Source organism: Microbacterium resistens, from assembly GCF_021172025.1.
Lineage (GTDB): Bacteria > Actinomycetota > Actinomycetes > Actinomycetales > Microbacteriaceae > Microbacterium > Microbacterium resistens.
In genome coordinates this window covers 3,973,928-3,988,590 of sequence record NZ_CP082781.1, presented here as the reverse complement: position 1 = coordinate 3,988,590, position 14,663 = coordinate 3,973,928, and the positions used below count along the sequence as shown (strand labels likewise).

Annotated in this window: 16 protein-coding genes; 4 read left to right on the top strand and 12 right to left on the bottom strand. The window is 72.2% G+C overall.

The window, feature by feature from the left end; translation table 11 throughout:
* Positions 1–44 precede the first annotated feature (44 nt).
* A complete protein-coding gene (locus tag K8F61_RS18880) occupies positions 45–1,349 on the top strand; it encodes a DUF4032 domain-containing protein (RefSeq protein WP_067248305.1) in 1,305 nt (434 codons plus the stop codon).
* 20 nt (positions 1,350–1,369) lie between these two features.
* On the opposite strand, the gene K8F61_RS18875 is transcribed toward K8F61_RS18880, so the two are convergent.
* The 9 genes from K8F61_RS18875 to K8F61_RS18835 form a co-directional block, all read right to left on the bottom strand.
* Positions 1,370–2,320, bottom strand: a complete 951-nt coding sequence (locus K8F61_RS18875; protein ID WP_231820264.1) for a DMT family transporter — start codon at positions 2,318–2,320, stop codon at positions 1,370–1,372.
* 12 nt (positions 2,321–2,332) lie between these two features.
* Entirely contained in the window at positions 2,333–2,974 is a 642-nt protein-coding gene (locus K8F61_RS18870) for an NAD(P)-dependent oxidoreductase (protein WP_067248262.1), read from the bottom strand.
* 138 nt (positions 2,975–3,112) lie between these two features.
* The gene (locus tag K8F61_RS18865; protein ID WP_067248266.1) at positions 3,113–3,613 is read right to left on the bottom strand and encodes a hypothetical protein; all 501 of its coding nucleotides are present in this window, start codon (positions 3,611–3,613) and stop codon (positions 3,113–3,115) included.
* 7 nt (positions 3,614–3,620) lie between these two features.
* The gene (locus K8F61_RS18860) at positions 3,621–4,031 is read right to left on the bottom strand and encodes a DUF4383 domain-containing protein (RefSeq protein ID WP_219084871.1); all 411 of its coding nucleotides are present in this window, start codon (positions 4,029–4,031) and stop codon (positions 3,621–3,623) included.
* A gap of 84 nt (positions 4,032–4,115) precedes the next feature.
* Complete coding sequence (locus K8F61_RS18855) at positions 4,116–4,781, bottom strand: trimeric intracellular cation channel family protein (protein ID WP_231820263.1); 666 nt, start codon at positions 4,779–4,781, stop codon at positions 4,116–4,118.
* Positions 4,782–4,783: 2 nt separating this feature from the next.
* Positions 4,784–5,806: a 23S rRNA (guanosine(2251)-2'-O)-methyltransferase RlmB gene (rlmB, locus tag K8F61_RS18850; RefSeq protein WP_067248276.1), complete on the bottom strand. Its 1,023-nt coding sequence runs from the start codon at positions 5,804–5,806 to the stop codon at positions 4,784–4,786.
* Positions 5,799–7,253 (bottom strand): cysteine--tRNA ligase, encoded by a 1,455-nt coding sequence (gene cysS / locus K8F61_RS18845; RefSeq protein ID WP_231820262.1) that lies wholly within the window; start codon positions 7,251–7,253, stop codon positions 5,799–5,801. The genes rlmB and cysS overlap by 8 nt, the downstream gene beginning before the upstream one ends.
* Positions 7,254–7,262: 9 nt before the next feature.
* Positions 7,263–8,495, bottom strand: coding sequence for a 2-C-methyl-D-erythritol 4-phosphate cytidylyltransferase (gene ispD, locus K8F61_RS18840; RefSeq protein WP_231820261.1), 1,233 nt, complete (start codon positions 8,493–8,495; stop codon positions 7,263–7,265).
* 110 nt (positions 8,496–8,605) lie between these two features.
* Positions 8,606–9,088: a CarD family transcriptional regulator gene (locus K8F61_RS18835; protein ID WP_045250651.1), complete on the bottom strand. Its 483-nt coding sequence runs from the start codon at positions 9,086–9,088 to the stop codon at positions 8,606–8,608.
* Positions 9,089–9,294: 206 nt separating this feature from the next.
* Between K8F61_RS18835 and K8F61_RS18830 the strand changes: the two genes are divergently transcribed.
* Positions 9,295–9,852, top strand: coding sequence for a DNA modification methylase (locus K8F61_RS18830; protein WP_231820260.1), 558 nt, complete (start codon positions 9,295–9,297; stop codon positions 9,850–9,852).
* A gap of 64 nt (positions 9,853–9,916) precedes the next feature.
* Here the strand turns inward: K8F61_RS18830 and K8F61_RS18825 are convergent, their stop codons facing one another.
* Positions 9,917–10,600 (bottom strand): response regulator transcription factor, encoded by a 684-nt coding sequence (locus tag K8F61_RS18825; protein WP_067248289.1) that lies wholly within the window; start codon positions 10,598–10,600, stop codon positions 9,917–9,919.
* Complete coding sequence (locus K8F61_RS18820) at positions 10,597–11,868, bottom strand: sensor histidine kinase (protein WP_231820259.1); 1,272 nt, start codon at positions 11,866–11,868, stop codon at positions 10,597–10,599. Before K8F61_RS18820 ends, K8F61_RS18825 begins: the two co-directional genes overlap by 4 nt.
* Before the next feature lie 191 nt (positions 11,869–12,059).
* On the opposite strand from K8F61_RS18820, the gene phoU reads away from it, so the two are divergent.
* The gene (gene phoU, locus K8F61_RS18815) at positions 12,060–12,770 is read left to right on the top strand and encodes a phosphate signaling complex protein PhoU (RefSeq protein ID WP_067248295.1); all 711 of its coding nucleotides are present in this window, start codon (positions 12,060–12,062) and stop codon (positions 12,768–12,770) included.
* 198 nt (positions 12,771–12,968) lie between these two features.
* Here the strand turns inward: phoU and K8F61_RS18810 are convergent, their stop codons facing one another.
* On the bottom strand, positions 12,969–13,712 hold the full coding sequence (locus K8F61_RS18810; RefSeq protein WP_067248298.1) for a phosphoglyceromutase: 744 nt from the start codon (positions 13,710–13,712) through the stop codon (positions 12,969–12,971).
* A gap of 120 nt (positions 13,713–13,832) precedes the next feature.
* On the opposite strand from K8F61_RS18810, the gene K8F61_RS18805 reads away from it, so the two are divergent.
* A complete protein-coding gene (locus tag K8F61_RS18805; RefSeq protein WP_231820258.1) occupies positions 13,833–14,654 on the top strand; it encodes a methyltransferase domain-containing protein in 822 nt (273 codons plus the stop codon).
* The last annotated feature ends 9 nt before the right edge of the window (positions 14,655–14,663 follow it).

The window sequence follows — 14,663 nt, the reverse complement described above, 5'->3', positions numbered from 1 at the left end:
CGCGTCGTGTTTCCGGGATGATGGAGGGGAAGGGAGAGCAGCGCATGCAGGAGTCGCTGACGATCACCGCGAGCACGGTCGATCCGGGCCTGTTGGCTCTGCCGTGGTCCCTGCCGCTGGCGAAGTGGCCCTCGCAGGCCATCGTGTCCCTGCCCAAGGGCCTCTCCCGCCACCTCGTCCGGTTCGCCGATCTCTCCGGCACCGTCGTGGCGGTGAAGGAGACGACGGAGGAGATGGCTCGCCGGGAGTACGAGATGCTCGGCAACCTCGCCCGCCTGGACGTGCCGTGCGTGTCCCGCGTAGCCGTGATCGCCGGGCGGACGGACGATCGGGGCGAGTCGCTCCCGGCGGCGCTGGTCACCTCGCACCTGCGCTTCTCCATGCCGTACCGAGCGCTGTTCACCCGCGTGCTGCGCCCCGACACCGCCACACGCCTGGTCGACGCGCTGGCACTCCTGCTCGTGCGGCTGCACAACGTGGGCTTCTTCTGGGGCGACGTGTCGCTGTCCAACGCGCTGTTCCGTCGGGACGCCGGCGCCTTCGCCGCCTACCTCGTGGATGCCGAGACCGGCGAGCTGCACGAGACCGGGCTCACCGACGGGCAGCGAGCGCACGACCTCGACGTCGCCCGGACCAACATCGCCGGCGAGATCATGGACCTCGCCGCGGGCGGACGCCTGGAGCACGGGGTGGACGCGGTCGCGATCGCGGACGGGATCGTCTCCTCCTACCGCGCTCTCTGGGCGGCGCTCACCGAGCAGGAGTCGTTCGCGGCCGGCGAGACCTGGCGGATCACCGAGCGCGTCGAACGCCTCAACGCGCTCGGCTTCGACATCGGCGAGATGTCGATCCAGACCACGGCCGACGGCACCCGGGTGGAGATCGAGCCGAAGGTCGTCGACGCCGGGCACCACCAGCGCCGGCTCATCCGCCTCACGGGGCTCGACGTCGAGGAGAACCAGGCCCGACGGCTGCTCAACGACCTGGACGAGTTCCGCGCCCGGTCGACGAAGCAGTGGGCGGACGAGGAGATGTACGCCCACGAGTGGCTGACGCGAGTGTTCGAACCGGTCGTCCGCGCGATCCCCTACGACCTGCGTGCCAAGCTCGAGCCCGCCGAGGTCTTCCACCAGGTGCTGGAGCACCGGTGGTACATGTCCCAGGCCCGCGGTCGCTCGGTGGCCCTGGCCGAGGTGCTCACGTCATACATCAACGACGTGCTGCGCCACCGCAGGGACGAGGCGACGATCATGGGGCCGCCGACCGAGACGATGTCCCTGCCCGTCGTGACCGGCGCCGTCCCGGTGTCGGACGACACCGACGCCATCGACTGGCGCGACCTCGTCTGACCCCGGATCGCCGACCCGGGTCACCCCGACGTCATCGCGGCGGGCGGCGGAGCGGAAGGCTCAGGGGGATCCGGAGGGCGCGGGCGACGGAGCTGGAGCTCGCTGACGAGGGTGCCCGCCACGATGAAGGCGGCGCCGAGGAGGGCCAGCAGCGGCAGGCGCTCCCCCGCGATCCGGCCGACGACCCCGGCCCAGACGGGCTCTCCGGCGTAGATGATGGTGGCGCGCGTGGGCGAGACCGTGCGCTGCGCCCATGTCATCGTGAGCTGGATGACCGCGCTCGCGACCCCCATCCCCACGGCCGCGGCCAGCCACACCCACGAGAACGCGGGGAACGCCTCGCCGACCAGGGGCATGGCGGCGAACCCCAGGACCCCGGCCGTGAGCAGCTGCACGACCGTGAGCCGACCCAGCTCGTATCGCCCGGCGAAGAGGCCGATGAGAATGATCTCACCGGCGATCGGCAGCGTGCTCAGCAGGGTGAGGATCTCGCCGTCACCGAGGCGGACGCCGGAGGCTCCGGGACCGGCGACGAGGATGAGTCCGACGAACGCGAGCGCGGCGCCGACGATCGCCATGGCCCGCGGGGCCTTCCTGAACACGACCCACTGCAGCAGCGGCACGAGCGGGACGTAGAAGGCGGTGATGAACGCCGACGTGCTGGAGTCGATGGTCTGCAGGCCAGCCGTCTGCAGACCGTACCCGAGGAAGATCGCCGCGCCGATCGACGCCCCCGCGGCGATCTCGCGGAGACGGATCCCGCGCAGCACCCGGCGGAAGATCAGCGCGCTCAGCAGCCCCGCCGTGACGAAGCGCAGCCCGACGAAGAACATCGGCCCGCTGTGCTCCATCGCGAGGTGGACGACGAGGAAGGTGCCGCCCCACACCGCCGTGATGGCGATGAGGGCGGCCTCCTGCCGGCGAAGACCGGTCCAACGCAGACGCGGGCGCGACGATGAGGAAGAGCCCACGTCGCCGCGGCCTCAGTAGCCGACGGTGAAGCGACCGCGGGAGTGCTTCGGCGTCTCGATCTCGTCGACGACGGCCACGGCGAAATCGGCGCCCGAGATGAAGGACTTACCCTCGTCGTCGCGGACGATCACGTCGCCACCGTCACGATAGGAACCCGTGCGCTCGCCCTCGGCCCAGGCGCCGAAGACCTCCGCGGGGTGGATGAAGAACCAGTCCAGACCGGCGTCCGCCGCCTGCAGGAGCTCCAGCGAGTCGATCCCCACCTGCGCCTCGTGCTTGTACTCCTCCGGGAAGTCCTGATCGATCAGACGCGGTCCGCCCGGCGCGACCAGGCTTCCGCCGGCCCCGCCCACCACGCCGAGACGGGTGGACGTGCCGCTGAGGCGCGCGATCAGGTCGCGGAGCACGTCGAGCACGGCGTCCTCCATGTCGCCGCGGGGCGAGAGAGCCGACACGACGGCGTCGGCGCCTTCGAGCTCCCCGGCGATGGCCGCCACGTCACGGACGTCGCCGCTGACGTAGCGCACGCCCTCCACGGGAGCGGCCGGCGTGCTGCGGGAGACGGAGACGACCTCGTGCCCGCGGCTCGCCGCCTCGGCGACGATGTGTGCGCCGGCGTAGCCGGTCCCTCCGATGACGACGATGCGGGCCATGGTGTTCCTTTCGATCTGTGACTCAGAATACGCAAGGATCAAGTCCGCTCACCGCCTCGCTATTCCGCCGGCGGCGCGGTATATCGAGGCGATGCGCTCTCGTCCAAGGACGCTGCGCTCCGGAGCAGCCGCCGACGGTCAATGGCCGCCGTGGGGGTCGGGCACCGACACCGATCCTCGAGCACCGTCCGGCGGGACCGAGACGGTCGACAGCGCAGGCGTCACGAGGGCGGCCACGAGCACCGCGCCCACCGCCGTCGCCACGGTCGCCCGTCCGGGTCCGCCCGGACGGGCAGGCCGCCGGGATCGCGACCGCGCCATCAGCCCCACTCCGAGGAGGACCAGAGCGCAGGAGGCGCCGACGGCCAACGGCGACGCCCCCGCGATGATCGCCGCCCCTCCCAGCACGATCCCGGCCGACGACGCCCCCGCTGCCGCGCGCGGCGCGACCGGACGCCCCGCACGGAGGCTCGTTCCCGCCCACGCGAGCTCGGCCGCGCCCAGGATCAGAAGCAGGACGAGGACGACGGTCCGAGGCATGGTCACCATGCCCTGCGCGAGCGAGGCTCCGAGCGAGAGATGCAGGAGACCGCTGCCCCCGGCGAACAGCGCCGGCCAGGCCCGAAAGGCGGCGATCATCGTCGGATCAGGCCCGTGCGACGCGCGTCGTCGCCCGTTCGCTCCCCAGACCGACCGCGAGGAGCAGAACGGCGCTGGCCAGGTGGAGGACGTGGTCGAACGTGTTCAGCGCGAGCACGTTCGCCGCGGTCCCCGCCAGGAAGAACCCGACGATGCCCAGCAGCAGGTACGCGGCGCCCACGACGATGTTGACGGCCTTCGCCGCGCGCACGGAGACGAGGCCCGCGATCAGCAGCGCCGCCCCGATCAGGATGTGCGCCACGTTGTGCAGGGGATTGACCATGAAGATTCCCAGCAGCAGCCCACCTTCGGTGGCCAGGAACGAGACGCCGCCGGTGACCGCGAAGCCGAGCAGCCCCACGAGGACGTAGACGGCGCCGAAGACGACGGCGATGAGACGGTTCGGGGACGTACGCATGATTTCCTCCTTCGTCGTGGCGGCGAGTGCCGCTCACCGAAGGTTCGGAGCCGTGCGCCGATCGGATGTGCGCGTCGGCGGCCGTCAACCGTCGATGCGCGGCAGCTGCCAGTCCCCGAAGTAGGCCGCGATGCGCAGAGCCGCGGCCGAGACGAAGCCGAGGAGCAGCGCGAGACGCGGCATCGGCATCGTGCGCAGCAGGACGCCGGTGAGCACGGCGCCGAGCAGCGCGGCGGTGCCGTACACGCTCTCCGAGAGCACCAGAGCCGTCCGCCCCAGCAGCACATCCCGGAGGATGCCGCCGCCGGTCGCGGTGAGCGTCCCCAGCACCCCGACCACCCAGAGGCTCATGCCGTGCTCCACCGCCTTCTGGGCGCCGGTCACGGCGAACAGAGCCATGCCCACCGCGTCCAGGACGGCCAGCAGCGCCGTCGGCACCGTGTCGATCGTCGCGAAAGCGACGAACGCGAGCACGGCGGCGGCCAAGGCGACGACGATCCGGACGGGCGACCGGAACGCCGCCGGAGGCAGATCGCCCAGCAGGACGTCCCGGAGGATCCCTCCGCCGAGGGCCACGAGGAACCCCACGACGACGACCCCGAGCACGTCGAGCCCCGCGTGCGCCGCGGCCAAGGCCCCCTCCAGCCCGAACAGGCCCGTCGCCGCGACGTCGAAGACCCGGGGCGGCAGTCCCGGCACGTCCCGCACACGGCGAGGGAACGCGATGTGCGTCTCCCCCGCCGCGGCCACGACTAGTCCCCGGTGCCGGCGGACGCGCGCAGCGTCGCCACCTGGTAGAGCGCGACGGAGGCGGCGATCCCCGCGTTCAACGACTCGGTCGCCGCGGAGATGGGGATGGATACGATCTGGTCGCAGGTCTCCGTCACCAGCCGCGACAGGCCCTTGCCCTCGGACCCGACGACGATCACGACGGGACGGTCCGCGAGCTCTAGCGCCGGCAGGGAGACGTCGCCGCCGCCGTCCAGGCCCAGCACGAACACGCCCTGCTTCTTGAACTCCTTGAGCTGGGTCGTGAGGTTCGACGCGAGCGCGACCGGGATGCGCGCGGCCGCTCCGGCGCTGGTCTTCCACGCCGCCGAGTTCACGCTCGCCGAACGGCGCTGCGGCAGGATGACCCCCTGCCCGCCGAAGGCCGCGGTGGACCGGATGATCGCACCGAGGTTGCGTGGATCCGTCACGCCGTCCAGGGCGACCAGCAGCGGGGTCTCCCCCCGGTCGATGATCTCCTCCAGCAGGTCCTGCGGGTGGGCGTACTCGTACGGCGGGACCTTGAGCGCGACGCCCTGGTGCACCCCGTCGAACCCGGCCATCCGGTCCAGCTCCTGACGGGTGACCTCCAGCACGGGGATCTCCCGGTGGCGGGCGATCGCGAGCATCTCCTTCACGCGGTCGTCCATCTCGACACGCTGGGCGATGTACATCGTGGTGGCCGGGATCTTGGCGCGCAGCGCCTCCAGGACCGAGTTGCGACCCGTGACGGTCTCCGTGTCGTTCGCAGCCGCCTTGCCTCCGCCGCGGCCCGCGGCCCGGTTCGGGTTGGACCCGGACGGCTTCTGCCCGGGCTTGCCGCGGCCTCCGGCAGCGGCGTACCGCTCCTGGGCGGCCTTGCGCTTGCCGGCGACGTGCCACGCGCGGTCCTCCGCCTTGGGCGTCGGGCCCTTCCCCTCCAGCGCCTTGCGGCTGTGTCCTCCGGTGCCCTTCTGAGGGCCCTTCTTCTTGCTGTTGCCCGCTCCGGGGCGGCCTGGCTTAGCCATCGATGCTCCAATGGGTTCCTGCCGGAGAGTCCTCCAGCGTGATGCCCGCGGCAGCGATCGCATCGCGGATGCGATCGGCCGCGGGCCAGTCCTTCTCCGCCCGCGCCTGGGCGCGCTGGGCGATCATCGTCTGAACGAGGGCGTCGAGGGCGCTCGCCTCGGCGCCGCCCCGTCCCGACCCCCACTCGGGGGCCAGCGGATCGACGCCCAGCACCTCGGCCATCGCGCGCACCTCGATCAGCGCGCGCTCGGCGGCCGCGTCGTCGCCGTCATCGAGCGCCTGATTGCCCCGCCGCACGCGATCGTGCAGCACCGCGAGCGCCTGGGGCACGCCGAGGTCGTCGTCCATCGCCCGCGCGAACTCCACGGGGACGAGGGGGATGTACTCCGTGTTCTCGGGGGCCGACGCCTCCTCCGGCGCGGCGCGGCGCCGCGCCTCGTTCCGCGCGGAGGCCCGCTGGGCGCGCTCCAGGAAGCCGCGGATGCGGCCGAGAGCCGCCTCCGCCTCCGCCCAGGAGGCGTCGGTGAGGTCCAGGCTCGACCGGTAGTGCGCGGCCGAGAGGGCGTAGCGCACCACGAGCGGATCGTGCGCGGCGAGGACGTCCGCGGCGAGGGTGAAGTTCCCGAGGGACTTCGACATCTTCTGGCCGTCCACGGTCACCAGCCCGTTGTGCACCCAGTACCGGGCGAACCCGTCCCCGGCCGCGGTCGACTGCGCCAGCTCGTTCTCGTGGTGCGGGAAGCGCAGGTCGAGTCCGCCGCCGTGGATGTCGAAGTCCGCGCCGAGATAGCGCCGGGACATCGCCGAGCACTCGATGTGCCAGCCGGGACGCCCCGGACCCCACGGCGAGGCCCAGGTCGCGTCGGCGGGCTCGTCGGGCTTGGCGCCCTTCCACAGGGCGAAGTCCTGCGGCGCACGCTTCGCGCGCGGGTCCGCATCCGCGGCGTCCTCCATCGCGTCCACCGACTGCCGGGTGAGCGCCCCGTACTCCGGCCACGACCGCACGTCGAAGTACACGTCGCCGGAGCCGTCCTCGGCCGCGTAGGCGTGTCCGCGCTCGATCAGGCGGGCGATGATCTCCTGCATCTGCGGCACCGAGGCAGTCGCGCGCGGCTCGTAGGTGGGCGGCAGGATGCGCACCGCGGCGTACGCGGCCGTGAACTCCTGCTCCATCCGGTAGGCGAGAGCCCACCACGGCTCCTCGGGCGTCGCGTTGGCGAGCACCTTGTCGTCGATGTCCGTGACGTTCCGCACGAGCGTGACCCGGCCGTGGGTACGCGCGAGCCACCGGCGCAGGATGTCGAAGCTCAGGGCGCCGCGCACGTGCCCGATGTGGGGCCCCGACTGCACGGTGGGTCCGCACACGTAGATCGTCACGTTCTCGGGGTCGAGGGGCGTGAAGTCGCGCAGCTGCTGCGCGCGCGTGTCATACAGGCGGAGGGTCACCGCTCAAGACTACTCGGCGGCGGCTCCCGGCCCGTGGACGAGGGCGACGGCCGTCACGGAGACTCCTTCCCCTCGACCGGAGAAGCCGAGGGCGTCGGTCGTCGTGGCCGAGACCGCGACCGGGGCTCCCCCGAGGGCCGCGGACAGCGCCTGCTCCGCCTCGGCTCTGCGGCGGCTGAACCGCGGCCGGTTGCCCTGGAACTGCACGGAGACGTTGCCGATGGCGTATCCGGCCTCGGCGAGGATCTCCCGCGTGCGGGCGAGGAAGACGTCCGCGTGCGCCCCGGCGAACTCCGGATGGTCCGTGCCGAAGTGCGCGCCGATGTCGCCCAGGCCGGCGGCGCCGAGCAGGGCGTCCACGATCGCGTGCGCCACGGCGTCGCCGTCCGAGTGCCCCGACAGCGGCGGCTCGTCCGGCCACTCGATCCCCGCGAGCCAGAGGCTGCCCTCTCCGCCGAACGCGTGGACGTCGGTGCCGATCCCGATCCGCGGCGCCCCGTGACCGACGGCCCCGGGGGCGGGTGCCAGCAGACGACGGGCGCGTTCGAGGTCCTCCGGCGTGGTGATCTTGAACCCGCGGGCCGAACCGGGGATGCGGCGCACGGGGTGACCGGCCGCAGCGAAGAGCGCGGCGTCGTCCGTGTACTCGATGCCGTCCGCGGCGGCGCGGGCGTAGGCGAGGTCGAGCGCGGCGCGCGGGAACCCCTGCGGCGTCTGCGCGGCGGCGAGGGTCTCCCGGTCCACCACGTCCACGACGTCGTCACCGGCCACGCGCTTCAGGGTGTCGACGACGGGCAGGGCCGGGATCACTCCGGCGCCGGCTCCGTCGAGCACGGCGGCGAGCACGGCGTCGATCGTCTCCGGCGGCGTCAGCGCCCGCGCCGCGTCGTGCACGAGCACGGTCTCGACATCCCCCCACAGCGCGCGGAGCCCGGCAGCGACGGACTGCTGCCTCGTGGCCCCGCCGGTCACGACGCGCACCAGGTCCCTGCGCTCGCCCGCCGCGGCGAACGCGTCCGACTCCGCCTCGCCCTCGTAGCCGCGCGGTGCGACGATCACGACCTGGGCGGGTGCCGCGGCGAACACGCCGTCGAGCGCATGGCGCAGGATCGTGCGCGCGTCGATGCCCACGAACGCCTTGGGCGCGGCGGCGCCCAGGCGTGTTCCGGAGCCGGCTGCGACGACGATGATCGCGACACGGGGAACGGGCAGGAGCGCGGGCGGGGATGCGGAGACGGCCACGGATCACACGCTAGTGGACGCGCCCTTGCCGCGGACGATCGCGGCGGCGGGCCCGCACACGCCACGAAGGGCGGATGCCGAAGCATCCGCCCTTCGTGGGAATCCGTTCGTCAGGACGCGAGGACCTCGTCGAGCAGGGATCCGGCCTTCTCCTCGTCGATCTTCTCCGCGAGCGCGAGCTCGGACGTGAGGATCTGACGCGCCTTGGCGAGCATGCGCTTCTCGCCCGCGGACAGGCCGCGGTCCTGATCGCGGCGCCACAGGTCGCGGACGACCTCGCTGACCTTGATGACGTCGCCGGAGGCGAGCTTCTCCAGGTTGGCCTTGTAGCGGCGGGACCAGTTGGTGGGCTCCTCCGTGAACGGGGCGCGCAGCACCTCGAACACGCGGTCCAGTCCCTCCTGGCCGATCACATCCCGAACGCCCACCAGATCGACGTTCTCCGCCGGGACCTCGATGATGAGGTCGCCCTGCGTGACGTTGAGCTTCAGGTACTTCTTGGTCTCGCCCTTGATCACGCGGTCCTTGACCTCGATGATCGTCGCGGCGCCGTGGTGCGGATAGACGACGGTCTCGCCAACCTCAAAAAGCATAAAGTCGTGTCCTTTCGGCAATCTCCAGGATACCACAGCGGACATGCACTAGGGTTTGCCGAGCACGTCGGCCGGAGGCCGTTCCGTCCCGGTGGAGCCGCGTCCCTCCGCGCGACGGGAGCCGACGAGGACCGTGCATCCCGGGCGCGCTCCGCGGAAGCCCTAGAATGGACGGCGGATCACCACGTCGTACCTCAGGAGGACCCGTGAAATCGCGCCTTGCTGCGTCTGTCGCCCTCAGCGCCCTCGTCATCGTCGGCGCCACCGGGTGCTCGATGATCTCGCCCCAGGCGACGACGATCCAGTACTCCGCCTCGGACGGCGTCAACGTGAAGGGCGACGGCCCCGTCGTGGTCCGCAATGCGTTCGTGGTCGCCGACGAGGAGGGCGAGACGGGCAACCTTGTGGCCGGTCTGGTCAACGTGTCCACTCAGGACGCCACGCTGTCGATCCAGGTCGACGGCAGCGAGACCGCCACCATCCGCCTCCGTGCAGGTGAGACCATCAGCCTCGGCGGGGAGGACTCGCCGCTGCGCCTGGACGGCATCGCCACCAAGCCCGGCGCGACCCTGCCGGTGTACTTCCAGTCCGGCGACACCGAGGGCGAGCTCGCCAGCGTCCCCGTGCTGGACGGCACCCTGCCGTACTACGCCGACCTCGTGCCCTCCGCGAAGCCGACCACGACGCCCGCGCCGACCCCCAGCGCCCCGGCCACCCCGGCGCCGGCCGAGACCCCGAACCCGGACGAGACCCCCGAGTCCTGATCCCGGTCACCGACGACGAAGGCCCCCGTTCCCGGGGGCCTTCGTCGTCTGCGGACGCGGCCGGTCAGGCCTCGAAGCGGTAGCCCAGCCCGCGGACGGTCACGAGCATGACCGGCTCCGAGGGGTTCGCCTCGATGCGCGAGCGGATGCGCTTGATGTGCACGTCCAACGTCTTCGTGTCGCCGAAGTAGTCGCTCCCCCACACCCGGTCGATGAGCTGCCCGCGCGTGAGCACGCGGCCCGAATTGCGCATGAGGACCTCGAGCAGCTCGAACTCCTTGAGCGGCATGTTGATGACCTCGCCGTCGACCGCGACGGTGTGCCGATCGATGTCCAGCGTGACCCTGCCGCCCTCCAGGACGCGCTCGTCGAGCTCGCTCTCCGCCTGCACCACGCGGCGCAGGACCGCGCGCATGCGGGCCAGCAGCTCCCGGGACGAGTACGGCTTGGTGATGTAGTCGTCGGCGCCGAGCTCCAGACCGACGACGATGTCCACCTCGGAGTCCTTGGCGGTGAGCATGATGATCGGCACCGTCGAGGTCGCGCGGATCTGCCGGCACACCTCCGTCCCGGGCATCCCGGGGAGCATGAGGTCCAGGAGGACGACGTCGGCGCCGCCCTCACGGAAGGCCGCCAGGGCGGCGGGGCCGTCCTCGGCGATCTCCACCTCGTATCCCTCCCGGCGCAGGAGGTAGGCGAGCGGGTCGGCGAGGTCGGGCTCGTCCTCGACGAGAAGGATCCGGGTCATGCGTGCTCTTCCGTGTCGGCGCGGGCGGGTGCCGCGGTCTGGGGGCGGGATGCGGCGACAGCCGGCGTCGGTCGGGCGCCGCGCTTCTTCGCATCCTTCTTCTTGGGCTTCTTCTTGGACTTCTTGGCCGAGGCTTCCTCAGGCTCGGGCGCGGGGATCTGCGGCAGGCGCATGGTGAACGTCGACCCGCGGCCAGGCCGCGACCACAGCCGCACCTCGCCGCCGTGGCGCTGCGTGGCGTGCTTCACGATCGACAGGCCCAGTCCCGTCCCGCCGGTGCGGCGCGAGCGGGCCTCGTCGGCGCGGTAGAAGCGCTCGAAGATCCGCTCCCGGTCGGCCTCCTCGATCCCGATGCCCTGGTCCGCCACGGAGATCTCCACGACGTCGCCGTCGGCCTTGACGCCGACCCCGACGCGCGACCCGCGCGGCGAGTACACGATCGCGTTCGCGATGAGGTTGCCGATCGCCTCGATGAGGATCTGGGCGTCCCCGCGCACCCACACGCCGCGGTCGCCGCCGCGGGACAGTTCGACGCCGGCCGAGTCCGCCTGCACGACGTGCGCCTCGACCGAGGCCGTGACCACCTCGTCGATCGCCAGCGGCGCGAACTCGCCCAGGCCGTCGGAGGACTGAAGGCGGGACAGGCTCATGATCCGGCCGGTGAGCTGACCGAGGCGCGCGGCCTCGGCGGAGATGCGGGTGGCGAAGGCGCGGACCTGCGCGGGGTCGTCCGCCGCGGACTCGATAGCCTCCGCCAGCAGGCTCACCGCGCCGACAGGCGTCTTCAGCTCATGGCTGGTGTTGGCGACGAAGTCGTTGCGCATCTGGTCGAGGCGCTCCTGCTCGGTGACGTCGCGGATGATGAGGAGCACGAGCCGGGGGCTGATCCGGCTCGCGCGGGCGGAGACCAGGCGAGGATCCAGGCTCGCTCCCCCGCGGGTGAGCCGCAGCGAGAGCGTCTGCGTGCCTCCCTCACGGACGGACCGCGCGAGCTGGCGCAGCTCCGGGTTGTCCAGGGTCGCCTCGATGCCGATGCCGAACCGCGAGGCCGCGGCCGAGGCCGCGACGACGAGGCCCGACGGATCCACGGCGCACGCGGCGTCGTCCATCGCCTCCAGCACCGCGGTGAGCCCCTCCGGAAGAGCGGTCGAGGTCTGCACACGCGTGGCGGCCCGCGCGCGCAGCGCGGCGGTGATCATGAGGACCACGCCTGCGCCGATCACCACTCCCAGGGCCAGGGCGAGAAGCGCCAGCAGCGTGGTGTCCATGGGATCCAGCGTAGAGGTCGTTCACCCCCGGAAACGGCGGTTTCCCGGCCCTCGCGGGGGCTGTCGGACTACTATTCACGTGCAGGGCACCAACCGTTAACCTTCGGCGAACACAATCGCTGCGTGTGTGCCGGGTCGTCCGTCGACCCGCCCGTCCGCCGGACGCCCGACATCGAGAAAGGTGCGCCCTCATGCGCGAAGTGTTCCACCAGTCCCTCGAGGACGTGCAGTCGCGACTCGTCGAGATCGCCGACCTCGTGACCGTCGCGATCGACAAGGCGACGCGGGCGTTCGCGACCAGTGACGTCACCCTGGCCGACGAGGTCATCGCGGACGACACCCAGATCGACGAGCGGGCCGTCGAGCTCGACGAGCTCGCGATCGAGATCCTCGCCCGCCAGCAGCCGGTCGCGCGGGATCTGCGCATCGTCGTCACCGCCCTGCGCGTGAGCGCGTCGCTGGAGCGCATGGGCGACATGGCCGAGCACATCGCGCAGCTCGCCCGCTACCGGTTCCCCGAGCGCGCCATCCCCAAGGGCCTCAAGGGCACCTTCACCCGGATGGGCGAACTGGACGTCGAGATCTCCCGCACGCTCAGCGAGCTCCTGCGCACGCAGGACCTGCGCCTGGCCGACGCGATCCGTAACTCCGACGACGATGTGGACGAACTGCACGCCCGCGTCTTCGAGAAGGTGCTCAGCGACAATTGGAAGGGCGAGGCCACGGCCACGGTCGACGCCACGCTCGCCAGCCGCTACCACGAGCGCTTCGCCGACCACGCGGTCGCCGTCGCGAAGAAGGTCGTCTACCTGGCCACCGGCGACTGGGCCGTCGGCGAGGAGGACATCGCGCTGGCCGTCGAGGCGCAGTCCGAGGCGGAGGCCGGCTCCGGTCTCGCCTGACCCGCTCTTCCCGGCCCCCCGTTCGGGGCCCCGCCTTCGCCTTCGATCCGCCCCGTTCCCTTCCGGTTCGGGGCGGATCTTCGCGTTTCGGGGCGCGCTCTGGTGCCCGTCGGCCCCGAACCGAGCCCCGAAACACCGCATCCCGCCCCGGACCGGATGACCGGTCGGGGCGGGATGCGAGGTCGTGCGTGCGGCGGGCTACTTCTTGCCCTGCGCGGCGACCGCGGCGGCCCCCGCCGCGGCGGCCTCGGGGTCCAGGTACCGGCCGGGCCCGGTCGGGCGGTTCTCGTCGTCCAGCTCGTAGACGAGCGGGATCCCGGTGGGGATGTTCAGCGCCGCGATGTCCTCGTCGCTGATCCCCTCGAGGTGCTTGACGAGCCCGCGCAGCGAGTTGCCGTGCGCGGTGACCAGGACGGTCTTGCCCGCGGCCAGGTCGGGGACGATCGCGCTCTCCCAGTACGGCAGGAGCCGGTCGATGACGAGCTTGAGCGACTCGGTGCGCGGCACCTCTCCGTCGATGCCCTCGTAGCGGGCGTCGCCGACCTGGCTGAACTCGCTGTCGTCGTCGAGAGGCGGCGGCGGGACGTCGAACGACCGGCGCCAGAGCTGGAACTGCTCGGGCCCGAACTCCTCCAGCGTCTGCGCCTTGTCCTTGCCCTGCAGCGCCCCGTAGTGCCGCTCGTTGAGCCGCCAGGAGCGCGTCACCGGGATCCACAGTCGGTCGGCCGCGTCGAGGGCGATGTCCGCCGTCTGGATCGCGCGGCTGAGCAGCGAGGTGTGCAGCACGTCCGGAAGGATCCCGGACTCCGCCAGCAGTTCGCCGCCGCGGCGGGCCTCGGCCTTGCCCTGGTCGGTGAGCCGGACGTCGACCCATCCGGTGAAGAGGTTGAGCTGGTTCCATTCGCTCTGCCCGTGACGGAGCAGGATGAGGGTGCGCGTCATGCCCTCCAGCCTAGGACTTCTCCCCGGTGCCGTCCGAACGCTGTGACGCACGGCGTCGCCGGTCCTTCGCAGCGCGGGACCGCGCTTCGGGATTCGCCCGGATCACGGCAGGATGGAGGGATGGCGACGTCTCCTCAGGGGCGCCCCACCCGGGGCACGACCGGGACCAACCGACTCCGCCGCAACGACCGCTGGATCGCCGCGAGCACCGCCTTCCGCCGAGCCGTCGACCCGCTCGTCATCGACCTGGGCTACGGCGCCAGCGGCGTGACCGCGTTCGAGCTCGCCGCCCGCCTCCTCCGCGTCCGCCCCGACGCCGAGGTGCAGGGCCTCGAGCTCGACCCCGAACGCGTCTCCGCCGCGCAGGCCCAGCTCGCACAGGTGCGCCGCGGTGAGCGCCCGTTCCCGCCGGACCTCCCCGTCTCGTTCGCGCGCGGCGGCTTCGAGGTCCCCGTGCCGGACGGCCGGCGTCCTGCCGTCATCCGCGCGATGAACGTGCTGCGGCAGTACGACGAGGCCGACGTGGCCGAGGCATGGCGGACGATGGCGGCCCGGCTCGCCCCCGGCGGACTGCTCGTCGAGGGCACCTGCGACGAGATCGGGCGGATCGCGAGCTGGGTCGACGTGGATCCGACCGGCGCGCCCCGACGGTTCACGCTGTCGCTGCGGCTCGCCGGGCTGGAGCATCCGGGCGTCGTCGCCGAACGCCTGCCGAAGGCGCTCATCCACCGGAACGTCCCCGGCGAGAGGATCCACACGCTGCTGACGGACCTGGACCGGGAATGGGAGCGCGCGGCCGCGCTGTCGGCGTTCGGGGCGACGCAGCGTTTCCTCGCGGCGGCGACGGCTCTCGGGTCCGCGGGCTGGCCGGTGCAGTCGCCCCGCGGGCGGCTGCGGCTCGGCGAGCTGACCGTGCCGTGGGAGGCCGTGGCACCGCGCTGAGCAACGCTC